Genomic DNA, 25944 nt, shown 5'->3' on the forward strand with positions numbered 1-25944 from the left:
TCCTAGTAGACCGTGCCGAGCTGCGCCTGGTCGGGCTCGCCGTTCGCATCCTCCGCGATCTCCGGCGGCCCCTCCTTGGCGGCCCGGGTGATGAGTGTGAACTCGACGACCGCGAGGGCGCCGTAGACGACCGTGAAGACGATCAGCGAGACGAGCACGGCCCAGCCGGGCACGCCGGGAGAGACCGCCTGCTCGGTGGTCATCACGCCGAACACGATCCAGGGCTGACGGCCCATCTCGGTGAACACCCAGCCCACGAGCGAGGCGAGCATCGGAATCGGGGCCGTCCAGATGGCCACCTTCCAGACCCACTTCGGGCGCTCGATGTGCTTGCGGGTGATCCACAGGCCGACCGCCGAGACGAGCGCCGCGATCGCGCCGAGGCCGATCATCCAGCGGAACGCCCAGTAGGTCACCCAGATGATCGGCGCGAACTGGCCGTCGCTCGGGCACGTGAGGAGCGCATCGCCGCCGCCGCAGTAGAGCTCGGTGTATTCGGCTTGAAGGTCGCGGATGCCCTCGACGCTGCCGTCGAAGGTGCCGTTGGAGAGGAAGGAGAGCAGATACGGGATGCGGATCGAGAAGATCTCGTGGGCGCCGTCGGGCGTGCCCAGGCTGAAGACGGAGAACGAGGCGTCGGCGCCGGAGGCGTTCTCGTAGAGCGCCTCCGCCGCGGCCATCTTCATCGGCTGCGTCTCGGTCATCACCATCCCGAGCGAGTGCCCGGTAAGCCCGGCGCCGGCGAAGCCGAGGATGTTCGTCCAGGCGCCGAAGCGGAGCGCGGTGCGCATCTCGTCGACGTACTGCCGGCGCTGCAGGTGCCACGCGGCCACGGCGACCATGACGACGCCGGCGAACATCACCGCGGCGAAGATCGTGTGGGGGAACTGCGTGACCGCGACGGGATTGGCGAGCACCGCACCGATGTCGGCGAGCTCGGCCCTACCGCGCTCCGCGTTCAGCTCGTACCCGACGGGGTTCTGCATGAACGCGTTCGCCGCGAGGATGAAGTAGGCCGAGAGCACGGTGCCGATCCACACGCACCAGATCGTGGCCGCGTGGACGGCCTTCGGGAGCTTGCCCCAGCCGAAGATCCACAGCCCGATGAAGGTGGCCTCGAAGAAGAAGGCGATGAGCCCCTCCATGGCGAGCGGCGCACCGAAGATGTCTCCGACGAAGCGGGAGTAGTTCGACCAGTTCATGCCGAACTGGAACTCCTGCACGATGCCCGTGACCACGCCCATCGCGAAGTTGATGAGGAAGATCCGCCCGAACAGTTTCGTCAGCCTGAGGTACTTCACCTGGTCCGTGCGCACCCACAGCGTCTGCAGGATCGCGACGAGCAGCGCCATGCCGATCGTCAGGGGCACGAAGATGAAGTGGTACAGCGTCGTGAGCCCGAACTGCCAGCGGGCGAGCGTCAACGCGTCGAACATTTCGTTCATGTATCGCTCCAGAGCACGGGGAGCGCACCCACTCAGGGACGCGCACTCCCTTAGTGAGATCCGTCACGGGATGTCGTTCCCGTCGGAGCCATCGGCCGGTGGCCGACTGTCACGATTCTAGCAATTCTGTGAATCTCCTGCGAATTCGCTTCGACGTCGAGCGATATTTCCCTCGATGCCGAGTGAGGTTTCTCTCGGCGTCGAGTGACATCGCACCGGGCTCTCCGGGACGGCCCGTTACACTCGGCTCCGTGACCGAACTCCTGCAGGCGGCGATCGAGGCGATCCAGGCCCTCGACCCCGCGCTGCGCACGCTCATCGCGGGGTTCGGCATGCTGCTGGAGACCTCCGTGTTCGTCGGGCTCGTGATCCCGGGAGACACAATCGCGCTCGTCGCCGCGATCGGGGTCGACTCCCCCGCGGAGTTCTGCTGGCTCGTCGTCGCGCTCGTACTCGGCGCCGTCGCGGGCGAGAGCCTCGGCTTCCTCCTCGGCAGATGGGCGGGTCCGCGCCTGCGCGCGAGTCGCGCGGGCCGGAGGCTCGGCGAGCGGAACTGGCGCGTCGCCGAGCACTACCTGGGCGAGCGAGGCGGCGCGGCCGTCTTCCTCTCCCGCTTCCTCCCGGTGCTCCACTCCCTCGTGCCGCTCACCGCGGGCATGGCGGGCATGCGCTATCGGAAATTCCTCGCCTGCACCGCCGCGGCGAGCGTCGTCTGGGCCCTCATCGTCGTGTCACTCGGCGCCGGTGCGGCCGCAGGCTACGCGCAGCTCGCCGGCACGGTGAAGGGCGCGGGATTCATCTTCGCGGGCGCGGCGCTCCTCGTCGTCCTCGCACTCTGGGGCGCGAAGCGGGCGTTCCTGCGCCGGGAGCAGCGGCATATGCGGATCGCCGAGGAGCAGGAGGGCCGCGCGGCGCAGGAGCCGGTCGGCCCCGACGCCTAGACTGGTCCGGTGACCACGAACCCCAGGCCCGACGATCGACCGCGCTTCGCGGCCCGCCTGGAGGACTGGATCCACGTCCGCCGTTCGCGCCGAGCCGTCAGCCGCGGCAAGACGCCCTCGGTGATCCCCTACATCGGCTACGGCAGCACCGAATGGGTGCGCGTCCTCGGCCGGGTGCTCTATCTGCGCCCCGAGAGTCGGGAGCACACGCGCTTCCGACCCGACGTCGCGGCCGTCTCCCGAGTGCGCGGCTGGCGGACCTTCACGAGCCTCTCCGTGCCGCACGAGACCGTCCGGGTCTCCATCGACGGCGAGCACGTCACCGAGGTCGTCACGGATCGCGGCGGCGTCATCGACGCCATCGTGCCCGTGTCGCTCACGCCCGGCTGGCACACGGTAACGCTGCAGGCCGGCGGCAGCGAGGCGGCCGACGCGCCCGTGACCGTCGTCGACCCCGCGGCGCGCTTCGGCGTCATCTCCGACATCGACGACACCATCCTCATCACCGCCCTGCCGCGGCCGTTCGTCGCCGCGTGGAACAGCTTCGTCCTCGACGAGCACGCCCGTTCGGCGACGCCGGGCATGGCGGTGATGCTCGACCATCTCGTGGCCGGTCATCCCGGCTCCCCGGTGGTGTATCTCTCGACCGGCGCCTGGAACGCCGCGCCCGCGCTCAGCCGCTTCCTCGCACGCAACCTCTACCCGATGGGTCCGCTCCTCCTCACCGATTGGGGCCCGACGCACGATCGCTGGTTCCGGAGCGGGCGCGAGCACAAGCGGCGGGAGCTGCGCCGTCTCGCGCAGGAGTTCCCCGAAGTGCGCTGGGTGCTCATCGGCGATGACGGGCAGCACGACGAGGCGCTCTACCACGAGTTCGCGACGGCGCACCCCGAGAACGTGGCCGCCGTGCTCATCAGGCAGCTCTCCGTCGGCGAGGCCGTGCTGGCGGGCGGGCGTTCGAAGGCGCATCTGCACCGCACCACGAGCGGCGTGCCGTGGGTGTACGGCCCCGACGGCGCGACGCTGCGCGAGGAGCTGCGCAAGCTGGGGCTGCTGTGACCGGGCCTCGGACGCGGCCGTGGCGGCGTTTCGAGCGCGATCTCACCGGCCGGCTCACCGTGCAGGTGCGGCCGGCCTGGCTGCAGCTCGCCAAGGGCGCGGCCGCCGCGATCCTGACCTGGTTCGTCTGCCTCGCGATCTTCCCGTCCCAGCTGCCGATCTTCGGAGCGATCGCCGCCCTCATCGTCATGCAGGAGAACGTCGACCAGTCGTTGACCCGCGGCCTCGAGCGGGTGCTCGGCGTGCTCGTCGGGGTCTCCGTCGCGCTCGGGGCGGGTGCCCTCTTCGGCCCGCAGTCGTGGCTGTTCATCGCCGCCATCGTCGTGGCGATGGGGGTCGGCTGGCTGCTGCGGATGACGCCCTCCGCGGCGAATCAGACCGCGATCAGCGCGCTGCTCATGATCGCGCTCGGCGGTCTCGAACTGCACTACGGAGCCGAACGGCTCGTGGAGACCGCCATCGGCGCGGCCATCGGCGTTGCGGTGAACGCGCTCGTCGTCGCCCCGGTGCGCACCTCCTCCGTGCACCTCGCGATCGTGGAGCTGACCGAGCACGCGGCGGCCGTGCTGCGACGCCTGGCGGAGACGCTCGAGGAGCCGCGCGCGAACGCCTGGCTCGCCGAGATGCTCGCCCAGGCCCGCGGGCTGCAGGAGGAGCGCTCACGGGTCCATGCGCTGCTGCGGCAGGCGCGCGAGAGCTTGCGCTTCAATCCGCGGAGCCGGCGCTACCGGGAGGGGCTCGCCGAGGACGACGAGCAGTTCCAGCGCCTGCAGCGGATCGTGACGCAGGTCGTCGGCATGGCGCGCGCGCTCGCGGACAACTATGCCCCCGACCTCGTCGAGGACCCGGCCGTGGCCGGGATGGCCGAGGAGATGCGCCGCGCGGCGCACGACCTCGAGCGGCTCGTCGCCCCGGAGTCCGGCTCCGGGGAGCCCGATCCGCCCGCGCTCACCCGGCCGTTCGCGATCCCGCAGCCCAATCCGCGCTACTGGGTGCTCATCGGCTCGCTGATGGAGGATCTGCGCCGCGTGCGCGGGCGCATCACCGGCGAGCTCGAGTAGCCGCACGGCCCGGGGCCGCGGGCGCGGGTGCCGCGCGGGATCGGGGGCGACGAGTCCCGCGAGTTCCGGGACGACCGCGCACAGAGCCGCCGACCCGCGCGGGCGGGGTCGACGGCTCCGGGAACGCGCGGCGCGGACTACTGCTGGAGCGCGGCCTGGACGTCGAGGGTGATGGTGACGTCGGAGCCGAGGAGCACGCCGCCCTTCTCGAGCGGAGCGTTCCAGGTGAGGCCGAAGTCCTCTCGCTTGACGACCGTCGTCGCCGTGAAGCCCGCCTTGTAGTTGCCGTAGGCGTCCTCGCCGAAACCGCCGAACTCGAAGTCGAAGGTGACCGGCTTGGTGACGCCGCGCAGCGTGAGATCGCCGTCGACGAGGAGCTTGCCGGCGTCCTCGCGCGCCCCCGTCGACACGAAGGTGAGCTGGGGGAACTCCTCGGCGGCGAAGAAGTCGCCCGTGCGCAGGTGCCCGTCGCGGTCCTTCTGGTTCGTGTTCACGGAGGCCACCTCGGCGCTCGCGGTCACCGAGGACTCCAGCGGGTTCTCCGCCGTGGTGAACGTCGCGTCGAACTGCTCGAACTTGCCCTTGACCTTGCTGATGGCGAGGTGGCGCACCGAGAAGCCGACCTCGGAGTGGGTGGGATCGATGGTCCAGGTGCCGACGCGGTACCCGGGGATCTGGTCTGCGGTGATGGACATGTGCTGCCTTTCTGTCGTGCGACACCGCGCGTTCCGCGGCCTCACCGAAGATCAACCGAGGCGTGCGGAGATATATTCCTTTGCATGTAAAAAATTCCGGGCGGACCCCTCGCCGCGGCGCGCGACGCTATCGGGGGCGCTGCTTCGCGCTCTCCCGCGCCCGCACCGTCGTCTCGTCGATCGCGGCGCGCGGTTCGAAGCCCCCGTAGCGGCGCCGCGCGGCCTCGCCGATGAGGAAGTCGCTGATGGCCGGGTTCTTCGGCAGCAGCGAACCGTGGAGGTAGCTCCCGATCACGTTCCCCGTGCGCGCGCCCTCCGTGCCATCGTCGGGATTGTTGCCCGCGCCCTGCACGACCGCTCCGAGCGGGCGGGAGCCCGGGCCGAGGCGGGTGTGACCGCTGTGGTTCTCGTAGCCGATGATCTGCCCGAACTCCTCGCTCTCGAGCACGATGTTGCCGATCATGCGCTCATCGCCGCCCCGGGTCTCGACGTCGAGCACGCCGATGCCGACGAGCTCCTCGCCCGTATAGGTGACGAAGCGGTGGCCGAAGAGCTGATAGAGGCCGCAGATCATGAGCATCGGCGTGCCGTCGTCCGCGAGCGCCCGGATCTCCGCCGCCCGGGCCGCGAGGTCGAGCGCGACGCGCCCCTGGCCCGAGTCCTGCCCCCCGCCGCCGATCGCGATGTCGATCCTCCCGGGGAGCGGATCGCCGGGGTTCACCTCGACGACCTCGGGCGCGAAGCCGTGCGCCCGCGCGCGGCGCGCCAGGGCGAGCACATTGCCGCGGTCCCCGTAGATGTTCATGTCGCGCGGGTACAGCGACACGATGGTCAGCTCCGGAGCCGCGTCGTCGTGCGGCGTCGTCCCGTTCACCAGATGTCCTCCACGTCCGTCAGCTCGGCGAGCGCGCGCCGCAGCTCGAGCATCGCCGTGTAGGTGCAGTAGATGCGGCGCGGCCTCCCCGCCTCCGCCGTCGCCGCGCGGAAGACGCCGAGCGCGCGTCCGAGCTCCTCCTCGACGGCGCCGTGCTCGACGTCGTCGTGCTCGAGCCGCAGCGCCATGTCCCAGGCGCGCGCGCCGCCGACCACGGCGACGCCCTCCGCTGCGAGGCTGCCGAAGTCCACGTCCCAGAGCCAGGACATGTCGCGTCCGTCGGCGTACTGGTCGTTGATCGCGATCATCGTGTCGACGCCCGCGGGGTCGAAGGAGGCGAGCGCGAGGCGGAAGCCTGCCGGGTTCTTCACGAGCACGAGCTCGAGCGCGCGGCCGTCGAGCTCGATCCTCTCGCCGCGCCCGAATGCGGGACGCACCTGGGAGAGCGCGGTCACGAGTCTGGCGGTCCCGGCGCCGTCGCGCGGGTCGGAGCCCGCCGCGACCCCCTGGGGGGCCTCGAGCACGGCGCGGACGGTCGCGAGCGCGGCCGCGGCGTTGAAGGTGTTGTAGAGTCCCTCGAGCTGCAACGACGTGCGGTGCTCCTCGCCGTCGATCGCGAACGCCGCCTCGTGGTCGCCGACGGAGCGCAGGATCACGTCCGCCGGCGGAGCGGCCTCGCCGTCGCTCGCCGCGTCGGGCGGAGCCATCGCTCCGCCCGCCCCGCCGTGGAACGCATCGTCGCTCGGGAAGAGGGCGCGGAGCTCGGCCGAGAGCCCGAAGCCGCGCACGCGGGGCGCTCCGCCGGCGCCGGCCCGCTCCCGGGTGCGCTCGCCGATGGCTGCGACGAGCGGATCCTCGAGGTTCACCACGAGCTCTCCCGTTGTCGCGTCGGCGATCCGCTGCAGCAGCCGCGCCGTCGCGTCGATCTCGCCGAAGCGGTCGAGCTGGTCCCGCAGCACGTTCAGCAGCAGCGTCGTGTCGGGGCGCACGCGGTCGATGAAGTACATGGCGTGCGCCTCGTCCAGCTCCAGGACGGCCAGGTCGGCGTCGAGTCTGCCGCGCGGCGAGGCCTCCTGCACCGCGGCGGCGACGACCCCGCGGGAGAAGTTCGACCCCGTGCGGTTCGTGAAGACGGAGAAACCCAGGTCCTCGAGGATCTCGACGATCATCTTCGTCGTGGTCGTCTTCCCGTTCGTGCCGCTCACGACGACGACGCCGTGCGGCAGACGGCCGAGCACACGGGCGAGGTACCCCGGGTCGATCTTCTCGACGACGAGACCGGGCAGCGCGGATCCCCCGCCGCCGCGGAGCTTCGCCGCCTGCCGCACGGTCTTGCCGATGACGGTGGAAACGAGATCGCGCATGCCCCCAGCCTAGCGGCGCGGAGGGCCGTCGGCGGTCAGTCGGCCGCGTGCCGGCCGGGCGCACCGCCGCGCAGCTCGCGCGGCAGCAGTTCGGGCCGGACGCGCCTCGTGCGCTCGATGCGCTGCTCGCGGCGCCAGGCCTCCACGGCGGCGTGATCGCCGCTCAGCAGCACCGGCGGGACCTCCCGGCCCCGCCAAACCGCGGGCTTCGTGTAGCTCGGGTACTCGAGCAGCCCGTCCGCCTCATGGGACTCCTCCACGAGGCTGTCCGGGTTGCCGACGACGCCGGGTACGAGGCGGCCGATCGCCTCGATCATGGCGATCGCGGCGACCTCGCCGCCGTTGAGCACGTAGTCGCCGATGCTCACGAGCCGCACCCGGCCGCGCTCCGCGTACTCGTCGAAGACCCGTTGGTCGATCCCCTCGTAACGGCCGCAGCCGAACACCAGGTGGCGCTCCTCGGCGAGTTCGCGGGCCATGCGCTGGGTGAAGACCTCCCCCGCCGGGGAGGGGAAGAGCAGCAGCGGTTCCGGTTCCCCGGCCGGCCGATCGGCTTCCGCGCCCTCGGCGAGGATCGCGTCGAGTGCCTCCCCCCAGGGCTCCGGCGTCATCACCATGCCGGCGCCGCCGCCGGACGGCGTGTCGTCGACCGTGCGGTGCTTGTCGTGCGCCGAGTCCCGGAGATCGTGCACGCGCACGTCGATGAGACCGCGGCGCCGCGCCTTGCCGAGCAGGGAGAGCTCGAGCGCGTCGAAGTAGCCGGGGAAGATCGTGACGACGTCGATCCGCATCAGTCGTCCGCCCGTTCCGGGCCGTCCGGTCCCGGACGGCGCTCCGCATCGCGGCTCTCCGCATCGGAGCTCTCCGCGCCCGGGCTCTCCTCGAAGAGCCCGGCGGGCGGGGTGACGAGCACGCGGCCCGCCTCGAGATCGACGTGCGGCACGATCGCCTCGACGAAGGGCACGAGCACGGTGCCCCCCGCCGTCGTGACCGCGAGCAGATCCTGGGCCGGGAAGTGCTGTACCTCTGCGACGGTGCCGAGCACCGCGCCGTCGGCGGCATCGGCGCGCAGCACGTCCAGCCCCACGAGCTGATGGTCGTACCAGGCGTTCTCCTCCGCGCCCGCCTCGACCGCGCGCTCGTCGATCCACAGGATCGCGCGCACGATGCTCTCCGCCGCGGTGCGATCGGGGAGCTCGGCGAAGAAGCCGACCGGGGACTCGTTGAACCAGCGCAGCTCCCGCATCGTGATCGTGCGGCCGAACCACTCGGAGTCCTCCGGAACCTGCAGGTGGAAGACGGCGCCGGGGACGAAGCGCAGCTCGGGGTTGTCCGTGAACAGCTCGAGCTTCACCCCGCCCTTGAGGCCGTGCGGCTTGGTGAGGCGCCCGACGCGCAAACTCCCCGCCCCGCTAGCGGGACGGGGAGCTCGCGGGCGCCCGGGGGCGTCGGCCATCAGGCGCCGCTCCCGGACGCCGTCGCATCGGTGTCGACGACGTCGACCCGCACGCGACCGTGCGCCGCGAGTGCGGACACGACCGTGCGCAGAGACGACGCCGTGCGGCCGCCGCGCCCGATGACGCGCCCGAGATCGCTCGGGTTCACCCGCACCTCGAGCACCTCGCCGCGGCCGGTGTCGCGCGCGTCGACGCGCACCTCATCGGGATGGTCGACGATGCCGCGCACGAGATGGTCGAGCGCCTCGGCCAACGCCTGCTCAGCCAAGAGGATTAGTCCTCGGTCGTCTCAGCCGCGGCGTCCTCGGCGGGGGCCTCCGCCTTGGCGGGCTTCTCCGACTTCGGGCGCAGCACGGGCTTCTTCGCGGCATCGGCCTCGAAGACGGGCTTCGCCTCGGGCGCGAGGATGCGCGACTCGGTCTCGCCCTCGCCGGTGAACTTGCCCCAGTCGCCCGAGAGCTTCAGGATCGCGGCGACCTGCTCGGTCGGCTGCGCGCCGACGCTCAGCCAGTACTGCGCGCGGTCGGAGTCGACCTCGATGAAGGAGGGGTTCTCGGTCGGGTGGTACTTGCCGATCTCCTCGATCACGCGGCCGTCGCGCTTGGTGCGCGAGTCGGCGACGACGATGCGGTAATAGGGGGCGCGGATCTTGCCGAGGCGCTTGAGGCGGATCTTGACGGCCATGGGGATACTCCTTGGATCAATGAACGACGCCGCGCCATCGCCGTGGGCGGGCGCGGAAGCGTGGGCACGCGAACTGCGTGAACGGGTCCATCCTGCCATATCGCGAGTGAGATTGCAATTTTTGTCAGGATCAGGACTTTTTGCGATCCGCCCGACGCGAAGCCGTCACCGTGCGCCCGGGGTGCCCCCGACGCGGCGCTCGAGGGAGGCGAACAGCCGCTCGGCCACGCCCTCCTGGTGCACGCCGTCGTGCTCGTAGGCGTTCGTCACCCAGGCGTGCAGCCCGGCGACGCGCTCCGCGGTCTCGAGGGAGAGCCCCGCGTCCACGTACATGTCGTCGAGGTAGACGGCCGCCTCGACGGGGACCTCGTTCCGCGCCAGCCGCTCGGGGTCGTAGAGCGCGATCGGCCATTCGCGCTCCGCGAGCAGTTCGACCCCGGCCCGGAACCCGCGGAGCGCGCGGATCTCCGCGAACATCCAGGGGAACACGGCCTCGCCGGTGAAGTGCAGCGGCCGCGCGTCCTCGGCGAACTCCGGGTGCGTCGCCCGTTCGGCCTCCGCCGCCCACGCGGCGGGGCCCGGACCGTAGATGCTCTCCTGGAGCGCGGCGTAGAGCGGGCCCGTCGCGAAGCCGGTGGTTTCTCCGACGGTCTCGAGGAAGGTGTCGGAGAGCCGGGTTTCGGCGGCGTCCGCGAAGGCCTCGTCGAGCGTCCAGTGCACCCGGTCGTACCCCGGGGACATGCCGAAGCCGAAGCCGAGGGTCTGGAACCGGCGCACGGTGAGGCGATCGCCGTCGGGAAGGCGCACATCCTCAGCGGCGAGCAGATCCGCGATGCGGGCGACGCGATCCGCGAGGTGCGGGGCGTGGGCGCGGAACGCCCGGTTCTTGGCGAGCATGCGCGGGAAGGTGCGGCGGTACACCTCGGACGCGTCGGCCTCGAGGCCGATGAGGCCGCCGGTCACCGCGGATGCCACGATCGCCTCGGGTGCGACCGAGAGGTAGTGGAGCGTGAGGAAGCCTCCGTAGCTCTGCCCGATCGTCCACCACTGCCGGCCGCCGTAGTGGCGCGCCCGGATCGCCTCCAGGTCGCGGACGATCGCATCGGCGCGGTGCAGGGCGAGCCTCCGGGCGGCCTCCTCGGCGGGCAGGGTCGCGAAATCGCGCCCCGAGAGCGGTGTCGAGCGCCCCGTGCCCCGCTGGTCGGGGATCACCAGGCGGAAGCGCCGGAGCGCGGCGTCGAGCCAGCCGCTGCGCCCGAGGGGCCGCGTGCCCTTGCCACCCGGGCCGCCCTGGAGGTGCACGAGCAGCGGAAGCTCCTCCGTGCGACGCTCCGCGGCGACGAGCTCGCGGGCGAACACCCGGATGGTCTCCCCGTCGGGATCCTCCCAGTCGAGCGGCACCTCCGTCCAGATGTCGCGCGCGAAGATGTCCGAGCCGATGAAGTACCCGTCGTCCGCGTGCATCAGTGCTCCTTCCGTCGCGGGGTTCGCACGCCACTGTAGCGCGCGCGACGTCCGGAGATCCGTCCGGTGCGCCGGGACGGCGTCATCGGGCGTCGAGGAACCAGCCGAGCACGTGCGGGAACGCGAGCATCGCCGCCACCGCGACCGCGAACGCTGCGGTGGCCCATGCGGCGCTCCGGCGACGCAGACGACGACCGGCGTCGGCCACCTGCGAGCGGGGCCGCGAGGAGCGCGGATCGGTGTAGTGGACGGCCTGGTGGCCGAGTTCCGCGCCGATGAGCTCCGCGAAGCGCAGCAGCGCCGTCGTCTCCGCTCGATCGCTGCGCCGGTGCAGCCGCGGCGAGGCGACGATGAGGCGATCCTCGACCACTTCGATGTCCCAGCGCCGGCCGTGGTCGAGCAGGCAGACCATCACGTCGGGGGTGAGCAGCTCGAGCGCGTCGCGCGCGTAGCCGTTCGGCGCGTAGACGGAGAAGTGCCGGTCGAAGTCCCCCTCGAGCGAGATCCGCTGCACCCCGGGGAGCAGGGCCCGCAGCGTCCCGCCCCGGCGCGCATCGATCATGAGGTGCGGCAGCACGCGGGGCAGACTCAGGGAGAGGAAGCGGAATGCGGGCCGCGGTCCCTTCGGATCGTTCTTGCCGCCGGTGTACCCGGCGATTGCGAGCTGCAGCTCCGGATCCGCGGGGTTCGGGGACGAGGCGTGGTCGGAGAGCGCGTACCGGGCGTTGTAGAGCGGAGCACCGGCGGGGTCGCGGCGCCGGCGCTCCCGGAGCGCCCGCGTCCGGGCCGGGGCGACCTCGCCCTCGGCGAAGAGGATTCCGAGCCGCTCGGGCATGGCGCCGAAGGGCGCGAAGCCGAGCCCCCGGTGCTCGGCGAAGCGCCGGAACGCGAGCTCCCGGCGCGTGTCCGACGGCTGCGACAGCAGCGCCCAGCTCCAGATCCAGAGCATGAGGGCACCCCAGAAGCATGCGACCATGAGCAAGCCGCGGATCCCGTCGATCCACCCGGGGAGGGGCACCGCGAACGGCACCTCGAGGCTCACCGCCGAGACGAGGAGCGTCGCGAGAACGGCCGGGACCAGCAGCAGCGCTCCGCCGACCGCCGAGCGGAACACCCGGGGCTCCGCCTCGCGCACCTCGCGCCAGGCGATGCGCGTCGGCCACTCGGAGCGGAACAGCGCGAGCCGCGCATCGGCACCGGAACGATCGCGCATGCGGCGATCGGGCTGGGAGACCGCCATCGCTCGACGATGCCGATACGCGCCGGGCGCGGGGCGCCTAGCGCAGCCCCTTGCCGAGCATCTGCTGCAGCTTGGCGAGATCGGCCTCGCTCGGCTGCGCGGCCGCTCCCCCGCCGAGGCCGAAGCCCGAGCCCCCGGGCGATGCGGCCGGGGTCGCCGGTGCGCCGGCCGCCTGCTGGGCGCGCTTGGCCGGGTTCCCCGACTGCTTGCGCCCCTTGCCCTTGGCCTGGGCCTTCTTCTTGCCGCCGTGCCCCCCCATCCCCGGCACGGCGCCCATGCCGGGGATCTGCGGCACGCCGCCGCGCGCGACCGTCTTCATCATCTTCGCGGCCTGCTCGAAGCGCTGCACGAGGGAGTTCACGTCGGTCACGGTCATGCCGGACCCCTTCGCGATGCGCAGCCGGCGGGAGCCGTTGAGGATCTTCGGGTTGTCGCGCTCCGCCTTCGTCATCGACTGGATGATCGCCTCGGTGCGGACGATCTCCCGCTCGTCGAAGCCGTCGAGCTGCGCCTGCATCTTCCCCATGCCGGGGAGCATGCCCATCATCTTCTTCAGCGAGCCGGCCTTGCGCAACTGCTGCATCTGCCCGAGGAAGTCGTCGAGCGTGAAGGCGTCCTTCGCGATCTTCTCGGCGACCTTGCGCGCCTCGTCCTCGTCGAAGGCCTGCTGGGCCTGCTCGATCAGGGTGAGGATGTCGCCGAGATCGAGGATCCGGCTCGCCATCCGGTCGGGGTGGAACGGTTCGAAGTCGCCGAGGCCCTCGCCCGTCGAGGCGAAGAGGATCGGGCGACCGGTCACGCTCCGGATCGAGAGGGCGGCGCCGCCGCGGGCGTCGCCGTCGAGCTTCGTGAGCACGACGCCGGTGAAGTCCACGCCCTCCTGGAAGGCCTGCGCCGTCGCGACCGCGTCCTGACCGATCATCGCGTCGATGACGAAGAGCACCTCGTCCGGGTCGACGGCGCGGCGGATGTCCGCGGCCTGGCGCATGAGCTCCTCGTCGACGCCGAGGCGGCCGGCGGTGTCGACGATCACGAAGTCGTACTGCTTCGCTCGGGCCTCCGCGACGCCGTTCCGCGCGACCTGCACGGGATCGCCGACGCCGTTGCCCGGCTCGGGCGCGAAGATCGCCGCCCCCGCCTGCTCGGCGACGACACCGAGCTGGGTGACAGCGTTGGGGCGCTGCAGATCGCACGCGACGAGGAGCGGCGTGTGGCCCTGATCCTTCAGCCACTTCGCGAGCTTGCCCGCGAGCGTGGTCTTCCCCGCGCCCTGCAGGCCGGCCAGCATGATGATGGTCGGCGGGTTCTTGGCGAACTGCAGACGGCGCTGCTCGCCGCCGAGGATGCCCACGAGCTCCTCGTTGACGATCTGCACGACCTGCTGCGCCGGGTTGAGCGCCTGGTTCACCTCGTCCCCGAGCGCGCGCTCGCGGACCCTCCCCGTGAACTCCTTGACCACGTCGAGCGCGACGTCGGCCTCGAGCAGCGCGCGCCGGATCTCGCGAACGGTGCTGTCGACGTCGGAGGCCGACAGCTTGCCCTTCGCGCGCAGATTCTTGAAGGTCTCGGTCAGTCGAGCGGAGAGGTTCCCGAAAGTAGCCATGATGGGACGATTCTAGTTGATCGCCCGGCGCGCTTCAGTACCAGTGCGGGTCGCGGGACTGCCAGCTGCCCCAGGCGTCGCAGGGGCTTCCGTAGGCGGCCTGGATGTACGCGAGACCCCAGTCGACCTGGGTGTTCCCGTTCGTGCGCCAGTCGGCGCCCGCGACGGCCATCTTCTCGGCCGGCAGCGACTGCGGGATCCCGTAGGCGCCGCTCGAGGGATTGAGCGCATCGGCACGCCAGCCGGACTCGCCGTTCCAGAGCGCGACCAGGCAGGAGAACTGCTCGTCGCCCCAGCCGTACGCGCCGAGCACGGAGCGCGCATAGGCCTGCGCTCCCGCAGGGTCGACCCCCGTCGAACCGCCTCCGCCACCGCCTCCGCCGCCTGAGCCTCCGCTCTCACCGCTCTCGCGTGCGCGGCGCGCGGCCTCCTCCCGCTCGCGCGCCTCCGCCTCCTGCTGGGCGGCGACCTGCTGGCCGATCTGGTACCGGCGTTCGACGTCGGAACTGGTGCCCCGCAGCGCCGCGAGCTGGGCGTAGACGGTATCGCTGCGGTCGAGCGCCGTCGCCACCGCTGCCTCGGCGAGCCGCTGCGACGCGGTCGCGTCGGCGGCCGCCTCCTCGGCGGCGGCCGCGAGCCGTGCGCGCTCCTCCTGGGCGGCGGCCGCCTGCTCCTCGAGGGAGGACGCGGTGTTCAGCTCCTCCTCGGCCCGCGCGGCGAGACTGCTCCAGGTGCCGGAGACCTGCGTCGCCGTGCTGAGCTTCCCCATGAACTCCTCGGGGTTCTCGGAGGCCGCGAGCTCGCTCGTGCTCGCGAGACCGGTCCCGTTGATGTAGAGCCAGGACGCCATCCGCCCGAGTGCGTCGCCGTGCTCCTCGAGATCCGCCTCGGCCCGCGCGGCGCGATCCTTGAGCGCGATCTCGCGGTCGGAGGCCGCACGCAGCGCCCGCTCGGCCTCGCCGGCGGCCGCGGTCGCCGCTTCCGCCTCCGTCGCCGCGGATTCGGCCTCCGTCCGAGCCCGGGACAGCGCCGACTCGAGCCGACCGTACTCCGCCTCGGCGGCCGACTCGGACGCCTGCGCGGCCCTGACCTCGTCCCAGCTCGGGTACCCGTTCGCATCGACGGCGACGGCCGGCACCGTCCCCGAAAGCAGAAAGGCGACGGTCAGGGCGACGGCGGCGAGGCGGCGAGGCGCGGGTCGATCGGACATGCCTCCACCCTAGAACGCCGCCTCGCGAACGCCGGGACCGCGCCCGCCGCGCCGCGAACCCGCGGGGACCCCGCCCCGGGGGTCAGCGGCGCGGCGGGTCCGACGTCGTCCCCGGTCGAGCCGCTAGGGTGGCCGCAACGGAAAGGGGCCAGATGATCACCGAGTTCCTCAGGGACCAGGCCTTCGCGATCGCGTGGCTCGCCCTCATGGCCGCGGGATGGTTCGGATGGTCGCAGGAGGATCCCCGCCCGAAGGACCGAGCGCTGCTCGGGGCGGGCTCCGTGCTCGGATTCCTGCTGTCCTGCGCCTTCGGGATCCTGGTGTGGCGCAACTGGGGCACTGCCAGTGCGCTCGAGGGGCAATATTGGGTCTTCGGCGTCATCGTCGTCGCGGAGGCCGTGGTGATCGGCGCCGGATGCATCGTGCTCGCTCGACGCGGGCAGACGCGATGGTACGGCTGGTGGATCGGTCTCTGCGTGTCCCTGCACTTCCTCCCCCTCGCCTGGGTCTTCGGCGACTGGTCCTACCTGGCGCTCACCGCGGTGCAGCTCACGGGGCTGCTCGCGATGCGGCCGGCACTCGCCCGCTCCGACTTCGCGACGAGCCGTTGGGCGTGCGCGTGGATCGCGGCGACCTTCCTCGTCTACGCCATCGTCTCCGCGGCGGTCTTCCTCGCCCGGTACGGCTACCCGTTCTGAGCCGCGGGGTCAGCCCGAGGCCGCGGGCCGCGGCATGGCCGCCGCGGCGACGAGCATGATCGCGGCCGTCGCCGCCGCGCCGCCGAACACCCAGCTCGTTGCGGAGATCACAGTCGCGGGGTCGGTCTCGCCCCGTCCCGCCGCCAGGACGGTGTTCGAGATCGCACCGTAGATCGCCACGCCGAGAGCCCCGCCCGCGGTGCGCGCGAAGACGTTCAGTCCGGTGACGGCGCCGCGGGAGCTCCAGGACACCGAGGCCTGTGCGGCGATGAGCGTCGGCGTCGCCGTCCATCCGAGGCCGAATCCGATGCCGAAGGCGCACAGGCCGATGGTCACGGGGTCGGGCCGCCAGACCACCGCGAGGAGCCCGACGGCCCCGGCCGTCGCGATCGCGCTCCCGATGAGGGCGGTGCGCCGGAAGCCCCAGCGCAGGTAGATCCTGCCGGCCGTGGAGGCCGCGAGCGGCCAGCCGAGCGAGCAGGCCGCGACGGCGAACCCCGCGACGAGCGGGGTCGCTCCGGCGGCGCGTTCCAGATAGCTCGGGGCGAAGGCGGTGATGCCGGTGAGCAGCGCGCCGACGCACGCGGAGATGCAGGTGGGCACCCACACCACGGCCGGCCGGAGCAGCGCGAGGTCGAGGATCGGCTCCTCGGCTCGTCGGCTCAGCACCACGAAGGCCGCGAGCGCCGCGATCCCGAAGGCGGCGAGCCCCAGGCTCTGCGGGGAGAGCCAGGCCCACGCATGACCCCCCTCGATGACGGCGAGGATGACCGCGACGAGCCCCGCCGTGAGCACGACGGCGCCCAGGACGTCCACGCGCCGTTCGCTGCGCTCCAGGCGCTCGCGGTAGTCGCGCAGGATCAGCAGGCCCGCGAGCAGGCACAGCGGGATGTTCACGAGGAAGATCCAGCGCCACGAGACGAACTGCGAGAAGACGCCGCCGAGCGCGGGTCCGGCGACCGAGGCGATCGCCCAGACTGAGGCGATGTAGCCCTGCACCTTGGCCCGCTCCTCGAGCGTGTAGATGTCTCCGACGACGGTCTGCGCCATCGGCGCCACCGCCCCGGCGCCCAGCCCCTGGAGCGCGCGGAACGCCACGAGCGCCGGCATGCTCCACGCCAGGCCGCAGGCGATCGAGCCGATCAGGAAGAGCGCGATCCCGAGCAGCAGGATCGGCTTGCGGCCGAACATGTCGGCGAGCTTCGCGTACACGGGCACGGAGACGGCCTGCGCGAGCAGGTACACGGAGAAGAGCCAGGGGAACTGGGAGAACCCGCCGAGATCCGCCACGATGCTCTGCACCGCCGTCGCAAGGATCGTCGCATCGATCGCGATGAGCCCGGTGGACAGCATGAGGGCGAGCAGGATCGGCCCCCGCTCGGAGCGGAATCCGATCTGGGCGCGGGAGACCATGCCGGCCGTCAGCCGACGAGCTGCTGCGCGAAGACGTGCGGCGTGAAGCCGGTGAGATCGCCGATGCCCTCCCCCTGGCCCACGAGCTTGATCGGCAGCCCCGTCTTCTCCTGCACGGCGAGGACGAAGCCGCCCTTCGCCGAGCCGTCGAGCTTCGTCAGCACGAGGCCGGTGACACCGGCGTGCTCGATGAAGGCCTCCGCCTGCGCCAGCCCGTTCTGCCCGGTCGTGGCGTCGAGCACGAGCAGCACCTCGGCGACGGGGCTCTGCTTCTCGATCACGCGGCGCACCTTGCCGAGCTCATCCATGAGGCCGCCCTTGGTCTGCAGCCGGCCCGCCGTGTCGATGATCGCCACGTCGTAGCCCTCGGCCTTCGCGCGTTCGACGGTCTGGAAGGCGACGGATGCGGGATCCTGCCCCTGCTGCTGCGGCTTCACGATGTCGACGCCCGCGCGCTCCGCCCAGGTGCCGAGCTGTTCCACCGCCGCCGCGCGGAAGGTGTCGGCGGCGCCGACGAGGATCCGCTTGTCGAAGCTCGTGAGGTAGTTCGCGAACTTGCCGATCGTGGTGGTCTTGCCGACCCCATTGACGCCGACGACGAGGATCACGGCCGGACGGTCGGAGAGCGTGAGGGTGGGATCGTAGGCGGCGAGCCGCTCCTCGATCGCATCGCGGAGCATGCGGCGCATCTCCTTCACCTCGGTGACGCGGTGCCGATCCACCTCCGAGCGCAGCCGCTCGAGGATCGACTCGGTCACCTCGGGGCCGAAATCGGCGGTGATCAGTGCGGTCTCCAGCTCGTCCCAGGTCTCCTCCGTGATGAGCTCCGGACCGCTGAACAGGGTGCGGAACGCTTTCGAGAAGGACCAGGATCGCTCTGCCATGGTCTCGATCCTAGCGGCACGCCCGCGGGGCTCCGGGGCCGTGCTCAGTCCTCCCGCGCGATGCGCTGACCGACGACCGCCGAGATCCCGTCCTGGCGCATGGACACCCCGTAGAGCGCGTCGGCGATCTCCATGGTCCGCTTCTGGTGGGTGATGATGATGAGCTGCGAGTTCTCGCGCAACCGCTCGAACACCTGGAGCAGCCGACCGAGGTTGGCGTCGTCGAGCGCGGCCTCCACCTCGTCGACGATGTAGAAGGGGCTGGGCCTGGCCTGGAAGATCGCCATGAGCCATGCGACGGCGGCCAGCGAGCGCTCGCCGCCGGAGAGCAGCGACATCCGTTCGACCTTCTTGCCCGCCGGGCGCACGGCGATGTCGATGCCCGTGGCGAGCAGGTCCTCGGGATCGCTCAGGGCGATCTCGCCCGAGCCGCCCGGGAAGAGGATCGGGAACACCTCGGAGAAAGCCGCCCGCGTGTCCTCGAACGCCGCGGCGAAGATCCCCTGCATCTGCTCGTCGAGCTCGGCGATGATCGCCAGCAGGTCGCTGCGGGTCTTCGCGAGGTCCTGCAGCTGACCGGTGAGGAAGAGGTGGCGCTGCTCGAGGGCCGCGAACTCCTCGAGGGCGAGCGGGTTGATCCTCCCGAGCTCGGCGAGCCGCTTCTCGGCACGGGCGAGCCGCCGCTCCTGCTCGGCCCGAACGAACGGGATCGTCTCGATCGTGCCGGCATCCGCGGGCTCCTCGCCGGCGTTCGCCGGATCCTCCGCGTCGCCCTCGAGGTCGCCCGGTGAGGCGTCCAGCCCGAGCTCCGCGGCGAGCTCCGCCTCGAGCGCGCTCGCGTAGGCGGGCGGCTCCGGAGAACTCGGTGCGGAGACGGGATCCCCCGCGGCAGCCCCGGGACGCGAGCCGACCGGCCCCCCGACCGGGATCGGCACCTCCGGTCCGTACTCCGCGATGAGCACGTCCTCGACGAGCCCGAGCTCGTTGCCCGAGCGCTCGAGCAGGCTCGAGAGGTGCAGTTTCCGCTCGTAGCTCGTGAGTTCGGCTCCGTGGACGCGCTCGGCCAGCGCTTGCAACTGCTGCCTGAGAGCGGACTCCTCGGAGCGCAGGAGCGTGAGCTCCTGACTGTGACGCGCCCGCTCCTGCTCCGCGGCCTGCTGGGCGAGTCTGGCCTCCGCGAGCGAGCGGTCGCAGGCCTCGAGGATCGCGGGGAGTGCGCGCGCCACGCGCTCCGCATGGGCGACCTGCCGCGCGCGCAGCACCGCCCGCCGCGCCGCATCCTCCGCGGCCGCGCGTTCCGCGTCGAACTGCCGCCCCGCCGCTTCGGCCTGCGCGGCGCCCGCTCGCGCCCGCTCGCGCGCCGTCTCGAGCGCGAGCCGCGACTCCAGCTCCGCGGCTCGGGCGCGGTCGAGCTCCGCGGCGAGCCCCTCGCGCTGGCTCGCATCGAGGATCGGGCGCGGCGTGGCCTGCGCCTCCGCGAGTTCGCGCGCCGCGCGCTCCGCCGCCGCGGCGGATTCGGCGGCGGCCTCGGCGACGCCGGCGATCGCCTGCCGCGCGCGCTCGGCCTCCGCGGCAGCCGCCTCGGCGCGGGCGACGAGACGGTTGCGGGTCTGCGCCAGCTCCGCGAGCCGGGCGTCCGCGGCGCGGAGCTCCGCGTAGGCCTCCTGCGCGACCGTCTTCGCCCGCGCCGACGCCGCGCGACGCTCGCCGAGCATCACCTCGGTCTCCGCGATCTCCGCGGTGACCTCGGCGAGGCGGTGCTCCGCCTGCGCGAGCTCGGCGGAGAGCTCGATGCGCGACGGCGCGAGGCCCGATCCCCCGCTCAGCGTGTGCGCCGTGAGCACATCGCCCGCTGCCGTGACGATCGTGCATTCGGCGGCGGGGGCCTCCCTCCGCAGCACCTCGCCGAGTTCGAGCGCGGCCTCGAGGTCCTCGGCGATGTAGCACCGGGACAGCATGCCGGTGACGCCCTCGGGCGCGGAGACGAGCACGTCGAGCGCGTGCGTGGCGCCCGGAACGGCGACCATCCGCGCCGCCGACGCGTCGCTCATCGGCGGTGCGGCGTCCGCCGATCCCGCTCGCGAGGATCCCGCGAGCACGGTCCGCAGCCGTCCGAGATCCCGCTCCCGCGCCAGGAGCACGGCGCTCGCCGCCGACGTCGCCGTGTCGGCGAGCAGGGCGTCCGCGAACGCACCGAGCGCCGCCCCGATGGCGGCTTCGTAGCCCTCGCGCACGCGGACGCGATCGGAGACGCGTCCACCGAGCCCTCCGGGCTGCTCGGCGAGGAGGGCGTCCGAGGCGTCGCGCTGATCCAGGGACCGGGTGAGCGCTCCCGCCCGCGCGGCGAGGCCCGCGCGCTCCTGCTCGAGCGCGTGCAGGGCATCACGCGCTTCGTCGCGCGCCTGCTCGGCGGCCGTCTGCGCCTCCTGCGCCGCCCGGTAGGCGTCGTCGAGCCCCGTCTCCGGAGCCTCGCCGAGCTCCTCGCGCTCCACGAACGCGTCGAGCTCCTGCCGAGCCTCGGCGGAGCGCTCCTCGGCCTGCGCGAGGGCCTGCTCGCGCCTGGCGACCTCCTGCGCGAGCGCATCGCGCTTCTGGGCGGCGGCCTCGGCGCTGCCCCGCAGCTGCGACAGCCGGAGATCGTGCGTCGAGACCAGCTCGCTCTGCGCGGCGATGTGCTCGTCGATGGCGTCGAGCTCGCGCCGAGCCCGCGCCGTCCCGGCCGCCGCTCGTTCCCAGGCCTCCTCCGCCCCGGGCACCAGCCCGGCGAGCCTGGCGGCCTCCGTTTCGGCCTCGACGACTGCCGCCCGGCTGATGCGATTCGGCGTCTCGGGCGCCTCGGCCTGCGTCGCGAGGAAGGTGAGCCGCTGCTGTGCTTGGGAGAGAAGGCCGCGGAGCTTCGCCTGCACGGACTCGAGACCGATGGCGACCCGCCGCGCCGCGTCCAGCTCGTCGCTCTGCTGATCCTGTTCGAGGCGGGCGATCCGCAGCTGCTTCTGCTCCGCCTGTTCCTGCAGCACGATCCGCTCGGCATGCTGCTCCGCCTCGTCCCGGGCGAGCGCGTCGAGCTCGCCGCGCAGCCGGTGGACGTCGTCGGCGAGCAGCCGCGCCTTGGCGTCGCGCACCTCGGCACCGATCCCTTGGGCCTGCCTGGCGACCTCGGCCTGGCGTCCGAGCGGCCTCAGCTGCCGGCGGATCTCCCCCGCGAGGTCCTCGAGGCGCGTGAGGTTCGTCTCCATCGCCTCGAGCTTGCGCAGCGTGCGCTCCTTGCGCCTGCGGTGCTTGAGGATGCCGGCGGCCTCCTCGATGAAGCCTCGGCGGTCCTCAGCGGTGGCGCGCAGCACCGCGTCGAGCTGCCCCTGCCCGACGATCACGTGCATCTCGCGCCCGAGTCCCGAGTCGCTGAGGAGCTCCTGGACGTCGAGCAGCCGGCAGGCCTCCCCGTTGATCGCGTACTCGCTCGATCCGTTGCGGAACAGCGTGCGGCTGATCGTCACCTCGGCGTACTCGATCGGCAGCGCGCCGTCGGCGTTGTCGATGGTGAGCCGCACCTCGGCGCGGCCGAGCGGGCCCCGCGTCGACGTCCCCGCGAAGATGACGTCCTCCATCTTGCCGCCGCGCAGGGTCTTCGCGCCCTGCTCCCCCATCACCCAGGCGAGCGCGTCGACGACGTTCGACTTCCCGGAGCCGTTGGGGCCGACGATGGCCGTGACGCCCGGCTCGAACTGGAACGTCGTCGGCTGCGCGAACGACTTGAAGCCCTTGAGGGTCAGGCTCTTCAGGTGCACGCCGGGTCCTCTCCGTCTCGCGTTTCGGGCTCCGCCTCGGGTCCGATCCGCCGGGCGTCGGGCTCCGGCGCGGTGGTTTCACCCTAGAGCACGCCGGTCGCCGCGTCCGCGAGGCGCTCCAGGACCGGGTGCGCGGAGCTCAGCGCATCGCGAGCGCCTGCACCGCGACGAAGGCGGTGCCGGCGATGGCGAGCACCGACCAGAACAGCCGCCGGCCCGCCGCGCTCCCGCCGCTCTCGTACGCGATGCCGAGCCCGCCTCCCGCGATGAGCGCGACCGGGACGCCGGCGTAGAGCAGCAGGATGGCCGCCGCCGACGGCGACACCGCGCAGCGCTCCGAGGGCAGGCAGGCGCTCAGCATGTCGCCCATCACGAGCCATCCGAGGAGCATCGCGCACAGGGTCGCCGCGCCGAGCGCCCCGAAGAGCGCGCACTGCACCGAACGGCGGAGCGGGCGCAGCCACGGCGCGAAGCACCAGGCGAGCGCGCCGAACACCGGCGCGGGCAGCACGCCGAAGGCGACCGGGAACGCCGTGAGGAAGCGGCTCGGCCCGCTCTCCTGGCCGTGGAGCGCCCCGGTGAAGAGCAGTGACGCGAGCATCGCGAGCAGCAGCGAACCGAGGGCGGTGCGCCAGGCGAGCTCCCAGCGCCCGGGACCGTCCCGCTGGTCCGTCGCGTCGGCGTCGCCGAAGATGCCCGTCGCGACCGGATCGCCGGCGGCCGCTGTTGGCCCGCCCGTGCCCTGCTCGCGTTCCGGCGGCTCCATACTCGCCACGGTACCCCTCGGAACTGCACACCGCGCGTCCGGCGGGTGAACGCCCGGTGTCGGCGGCCGAGATCCGGATCCCGCGGCGCAGACGTTCGAGCCGGGTGGAGCCTTCGCGAACCTCTTCTCGGGCGCTGCGACGAACGGTGCCTCCGGTACCACCCGCGCGCGACGCCCCGGCCCATCCGATGAGCCGTCCAGAACCGCCCGAGGACGTCGCCACTCGTCGCGATCTTTCCGGAGGTCGGCTACGTCTCGGGGATGACGAGCCGGGCCCCCGCCGGCGCCTCACCGGCGGGCAGTCGCAGCTCGAAGAACGCGCTGTGCGGATCCTCTCGGTAGGCGCCAAAAGGCCCTCGCTCGGCGAAGCCGTGACGCGCGTAGAGCCTCCTGGCGGACGCGAACGCCGCACCCGTGCCGGTTTCGAGCTGCAGTGCGGTGAGCCCCGCTGCGGCGGCATCCGCGACGATCGCGGTGAGCACGGCCGTTCCGACGCCGCGGCCGCGGCGATCCCCGGCGACGCGCATCGACTTGATCTCGCCGGTCCGATCCGGCTGGATCAGCAGCGCGCCGACGCCGAGCAGGGATGCGTCGTGCTCCTCGCGCGCCGTCCAGAACCTGACACTCGGGCGGTCCAGGGCGTCGACGTCGAGCGCGTGCACACTCTCCTCCGGCGATGTGGCTCGCATCTGCGCGAGATGCTCGGCGAGCAGGCGGACCACGTCCGGTTCGCGGGGCCTTCGATCACGATGCGCATCTGACGAGGGTAGCCCCGTCTCCGACCGCGCCGCATCGTTACGCACACGGCTGCCGACCACCGGATTCCGTGTTGATCGCCGGCCGGTGGTGACGGCGCACTCGTCAGCGCCGGACGCACGTGGTCGGACGCCGGTGACGGTACGCACAGGCGGACGCCGGTGCCGGTAGGCTGAGGGGGTTCGACACGCCTTCGCGCGCGACGACGGGGAGGGGGCCCCGGAGCCGCGCGGAGACCGCACCCCGGAGGAAGCATATGACCACACCCGGCACCGTCACCGAGGCCCGTCAGCAGCGCGACACGCTTCGGCGCGGCGCCCGACGGCTCCTGCTCGGCCTCGTCGCGGCCGCGGCGGCGACCGCGCTCACCGGCTGCTCGCTCCTCCTCCCGTTCGGCGGGATCGGCGGCGCCGGAGGCGGTGCGGCGGACGGCGGCTCGTCCTCCGCGCCCAACGCCGAGAGCGGCGGACTCGGGCAGCAGCGGCCCGACTGGGAGACCTGCACCGACGAGGGGCTCGTGTGCGCGACCGTCGAGGCACCGCTCGACTGGGACGATCCCGAGGGCGAGACGATCGACCTCGCGCTCATCAAGCGGGAGGCGGAGGGCACGAAGCTCGGCACGCTCTTCCTGAACCCCGGAGGCCCCGGGCTCTCCGGGGTCGATTACTACTCCACCTCGCATCCGGGAGCCACCGGCATCGCCGTCAAGGAGCACTACGACGTGATCGCCTGGGACACGCGCGGCTCGGCGGGGGTCTTCGGCGGCACGACGCCGGTCGTCTGCCTCGACGAGGCCGGCATGGACGCCTACGTCTTCGGCAGCACCGAGCCCGCGAGCGCCGCGCGCGGCAGCGCGGAGTGGATCGCGCAGCGGAGCGCGAGCGCCGGGGAGTTCGCCGCCGCCTGCGAGGAGAACACGGGCGAGCTGCTCGCGCACGTCGACACGGAGTCGACGGTGCAGGACCTCGAGATGCTGCGCGAGATCGTCGGCGACGAGCAGCTGAACTTCCTCGGCGAGGATTACGGCACCTTCGTGGGCGCCCGATACGCCGACCGGTACCCCGAGAAGGTCGGGCGCATGGTGCTCTCGAGCGGCTGGGATCCGAGCGCCACGGGCTTCGACGTCGCGCTCGGCCAGGCGACCAGCCTGGAGCGGATCCTGCGCACCTACCTGGAGCAGTGCCTCGGCAACCCGGAGTGCCCGCTGAGCGGCACGGTCGACGAGGCGATGCAGAGCGTCCGCGCGAAGCTCGACCAGCTCGACGCGACGCCGGGGACGGCGGGCGACGGCCGGGCCGTCACGAGTGAGACCTTCATGAACGCGCTGCTCGTCACGCTCACCAGCCGCTACGCGTGGATGGTGCCCGGCTACATCTTCACCGGCGCCGTCGACGGCGACTACGCGAACGTCATGGAGTTCGCCGATGTGGCGGCGGGGCGCGACGCCGAGGGCTACACCTCGAACTACGAGGAGAGCTTCACGGCGACGGTGTGCCTCGATCTCGTGGCCGAGAGCGACCCCGCGGTGGTCGCCGAGCAGGCCGCCGAGATCGATGCCGCGGCGCCGATCCTCGGCAGCTACCTGGCCTACAGCGACCTCGACTGCGCCGAGTGGCCGGTCGCGGGCCCCGATGAGATGGACCCCGTGACCGCCGCCGGCGCGAACCCGATCCTCGTGCTCGGCGGAACCGACGTTCCCGGCACGCCCTACGCCTGGTCGGAGGCGCTCGCGGACCAGCTCGAGAGCGGCGTGCTCGTCACCCTCACGACCGAGGGGAATCGGATCTACGGGGCCTCCCCGTGCGTGAACATCGCGGTGGACGACTACTTCATGGAGGGCACCGTGCCCGAGTCGGACCCGCAGTGCACCGAGGCGAAGGACGAGCAGCTTCGGGCCGACGGCTACGACGGCTCCTCGCGGTGGCCGCTCGAGCTCGAGTAGCCCGCTGCGCCGCCGGGCTCACCCGAACGGATCACCGCACGGAGGAACGTATGCAACTGGGACTGCACTTCCGGCTCGACGAGGCCGAGATCGCGCCGGTCCTCGCGGCGGCCGGAGACGACGCGAGACTGCTCCGGCTGCTCGCGCGGCTCGAAGAGGATCCGGCGGTCTTCGCGCGGGCCTGCGAGACCGACAAGGCGTGGGATCCCATCGCGTGCGCGCTCTCCCCCGCCGGCGAGGACGGGCCGTGGCCGGCCCGGGGCGTCATCGGCGGCGCGCGGCCGCTGCACGTCGACGACGAGGAATCCTGGGTCACCCATCTTTCCCCGGACGAGGCGGCCGAGGTCGCGGGCTTCCTGCACGGACTCGACGACGCGCAGTTCTCGCGCGCGTACGCGACCATGCCGGAGGAGCTGCGCAACCCCGAGTACGGCCCTGACGAGGAGCGCTACGCGCTGGGCTGGCTGTCGGAGCTCCGCACCTTCTTCGCCGCCGCGAGCGCCGAGCGCGCGCACGTCGTCTTCTCCGTGCTGCACTGAGCGACGGCGCGCCGGAGCCGGCGCCTCAGCCGGCCGGCGCACGAGGCCGCTCTCGCGTCGGCGC

General features: G+C 72.4%; 23 protein-coding genes. 6 read left to right on the forward strand and 17 right to left on the reverse strand.

The genetic code is table 11. The features are described from left to right. Positions 1-2: 2 nt before the first annotated feature. Positions 3-1445, reverse strand: coding sequence for a cytochrome ubiquinol oxidase subunit I (locus MUN78_RS07900; protein ID WP_244729846.1), 1443 nt, complete (start codon positions 1443-1445; stop codon positions 3-5). 251 nt (positions 1446-1696) lie between these two features. Between MUN78_RS07900 and MUN78_RS07905 the strand changes: the two genes are divergently transcribed. From MUN78_RS07905 to MUN78_RS07915, 3 genes are read left to right on the forward strand one after another with little or no spacing between them, the layout of a single operon-like run. After that, the gene (locus MUN78_RS07905; protein ID WP_244729847.1) at positions 1697-2386 is read left to right on the forward strand and encodes a DedA family protein; all 690 of its coding nucleotides are present in this window, start codon (positions 1697-1699) and stop codon (positions 2384-2386) included. A gap of 9 nt (positions 2387-2395) precedes the next feature. Beyond that, positions 2396-3445 carry an App1 family protein phosphatidate phosphatase gene (locus tag MUN78_RS07910; protein ID WP_244693909.1) on the forward strand — a complete coding sequence of 350 codons (1050 nt, stop codon included), beginning with the start codon at positions 2396-2398 and terminating at the stop codon, positions 3443-3445. Next, a complete protein-coding gene (locus MUN78_RS07915; protein ID WP_244729850.1) occupies positions 3442-4506 on the forward strand; it encodes an FUSC family protein in 1065 nt (354 codons plus the stop codon). Before MUN78_RS07910 ends, MUN78_RS07915 begins: the two co-directional genes overlap by 4 nt. A 137-nt stretch (positions 4507-4643) precedes the next feature. Here MUN78_RS07915 and MUN78_RS07920 read toward each other — a convergent pair whose 3' ends face one another. The 11 genes from MUN78_RS07920 to MUN78_RS07970 all read right to left on the reverse strand — a co-directional run bounded on the left by MUN78_RS07920 (position 4644) and on the right by MUN78_RS07970 (position 15097). Next, entirely contained in the window at positions 4644-5201 is a 558-nt protein-coding gene (locus MUN78_RS07920) for a YceI family protein (protein ID WP_244693911.1), read from the reverse strand. Positions 5202-5328: 127 nt separating this feature from the next. Further along, positions 5329-6006 carry a type 1 glutamine amidotransferase gene (locus MUN78_RS07925; protein ID WP_244730038.1) on the reverse strand — a complete coding sequence of 226 codons (678 nt, stop codon included), beginning with the start codon at positions 6004-6006 and terminating at the stop codon, positions 5329-5331. Positions 6007-6071: 65 nt separating this feature from the next. Further along, entirely contained in the window at positions 6072-7439 is a 1368-nt protein-coding gene (locus MUN78_RS07930; protein WP_244729851.1) for a Mur ligase family protein, read from the reverse strand. 35 nt (positions 7440-7474) lie between these two features. Further along, entirely contained in the window at positions 7475-8230 is a 756-nt protein-coding gene (trmD, locus tag MUN78_RS07935) for a tRNA (guanosine(37)-N1)-methyltransferase TrmD (RefSeq protein WP_244729852.1), read from the reverse strand. Next, a complete protein-coding gene (rimM, locus tag MUN78_RS07940; RefSeq protein WP_244729853.1) occupies positions 8230-8895 on the reverse strand; it encodes a ribosome maturation factor RimM in 666 nt (221 codons plus the stop codon). Before rimM ends, trmD begins: the two co-directional genes overlap by 1 nt. After that, positions 8895-9164 carry an RNA-binding protein gene (locus tag MUN78_RS07945; protein WP_244693914.1) on the reverse strand — a complete coding sequence of 90 codons (270 nt, stop codon included), beginning with the start codon at positions 9162-9164 and terminating at the stop codon, positions 8895-8897. Before MUN78_RS07945 ends, rimM begins: the two co-directional genes overlap by 1 nt. A 5-nt stretch (positions 9165-9169) precedes the next feature. Beyond that, positions 9170-9580 (reverse strand): 30S ribosomal protein S16, encoded by a 411-nt coding sequence (rpsP, locus tag MUN78_RS07950; RefSeq protein ID WP_244693915.1) that lies wholly within the window; start codon positions 9578-9580, stop codon positions 9170-9172. Positions 9581-9745: 165 nt separating this feature from the next. Beyond that, positions 9746-11044, reverse strand: coding sequence for an alpha/beta fold hydrolase (locus MUN78_RS07955; RefSeq protein WP_244729854.1), 1299 nt, complete (start codon positions 11042-11044; stop codon positions 9746-9748). Between the two features lie 82 nt (positions 11045-11126). Further along, positions 11127-12257, reverse strand: coding sequence for a DUF3137 domain-containing protein (locus MUN78_RS07960; protein ID WP_244729855.1), 1131 nt, complete (start codon positions 12255-12257; stop codon positions 11127-11129). A gap of 64 nt (positions 12258-12321) precedes the next feature. Beyond that, on the reverse strand, positions 12322-13887 hold the full coding sequence (gene ffh, locus MUN78_RS07965) for a signal recognition particle protein (protein ID WP_244729856.1): 1566 nt from the start codon (positions 13885-13887) through the stop codon (positions 12322-12324). Between the two features lie 34 nt (positions 13888-13921). Beyond that, positions 13922-15097: an aggregation-promoting factor C-terminal-like domain-containing protein gene (locus tag MUN78_RS07970; protein ID WP_244729857.1), complete on the reverse strand. Its 1176-nt coding sequence runs from the start codon at positions 15095-15097 to the stop codon at positions 13922-13924. Positions 15098-15249: 152 nt separating this feature from the next. Here MUN78_RS07970 and MUN78_RS07975 point away from each other — a divergent pair, with 152 nt between their 5' ends. Continuing rightward, on the forward strand, positions 15250-15795 hold the full coding sequence (locus tag MUN78_RS07975; RefSeq protein ID WP_244693920.1) for a hypothetical protein: 546 nt from the start codon (positions 15250-15252) through the stop codon (positions 15793-15795). A 9-nt stretch (positions 15796-15804) separates the two neighbouring features. Here MUN78_RS07975 and MUN78_RS07980 read toward each other — a convergent pair whose 3' ends face one another. The 5 genes from MUN78_RS07980 to MUN78_RS08000 all read right to left on the reverse strand — a co-directional run bounded on the left by MUN78_RS07980 (position 15805) and on the right by MUN78_RS08000 (position 23305). Next, positions 15805-17208, reverse strand: a complete 1404-nt coding sequence (locus MUN78_RS07980; protein WP_244729858.1) for an MFS transporter — start codon at positions 17206-17208, stop codon at positions 15805-15807. An 8-nt stretch (positions 17209-17216) separates the two neighbouring features. After that, the gene (gene ftsY, locus MUN78_RS07985) at positions 17217-18092 is read right to left on the reverse strand and encodes a signal recognition particle-docking protein FtsY (protein ID WP_244729859.1); all 876 of its coding nucleotides are present in this window, start codon (positions 18090-18092) and stop codon (positions 17217-17219) included. A 44-nt stretch (positions 18093-18136) separates the two neighbouring features. Continuing rightward, on the reverse strand, positions 18137-21877 hold the full coding sequence (locus MUN78_RS07990) for an AAA family ATPase (protein WP_244729861.1): 3741 nt from the start codon (positions 21875-21877) through the stop codon (positions 18137-18139). A 139-nt stretch (positions 21878-22016) separates the two neighbouring features. Beyond that, entirely contained in the window at positions 22017-22643 is a 627-nt protein-coding gene (locus MUN78_RS07995) for a hypothetical protein (protein ID WP_244693924.1), read from the reverse strand. Between the two features lie 248 nt (positions 22644-22891). Beyond that, on the reverse strand, positions 22892-23305 hold the full coding sequence (locus tag MUN78_RS08000) for a GNAT family N-acetyltransferase (RefSeq protein ID WP_346730629.1): 414 nt from the start codon (positions 23303-23305) through the stop codon (positions 22892-22894). A 350-nt stretch (positions 23306-23655) separates the two neighbouring features. Between MUN78_RS08000 and MUN78_RS08005 the strand changes: the two genes are divergently transcribed. Then, positions 23656-25341: an alpha/beta hydrolase gene (locus MUN78_RS08005; RefSeq protein WP_244729865.1), complete on the forward strand. Its 1686-nt coding sequence runs from the start codon at positions 23656-23658 to the stop codon at positions 25339-25341. A gap of 50 nt (positions 25342-25391) precedes the next feature. Then, positions 25392-25880: a DUF1877 family protein gene (locus MUN78_RS08010; RefSeq protein WP_244729866.1), complete on the forward strand. Its 489-nt coding sequence runs from the start codon at positions 25392-25394 to the stop codon at positions 25878-25880. Positions 25881-25944: the final 64 nt, after the last annotated feature.

Source organism: Leucobacter allii (genome assembly GCF_022919155.1).
In the GTDB taxonomy this organism is placed as follows: Bacteria; Actinomycetota; Actinomycetes; order Actinomycetales; family Microbacteriaceae; genus Leucobacter; species Leucobacter allii.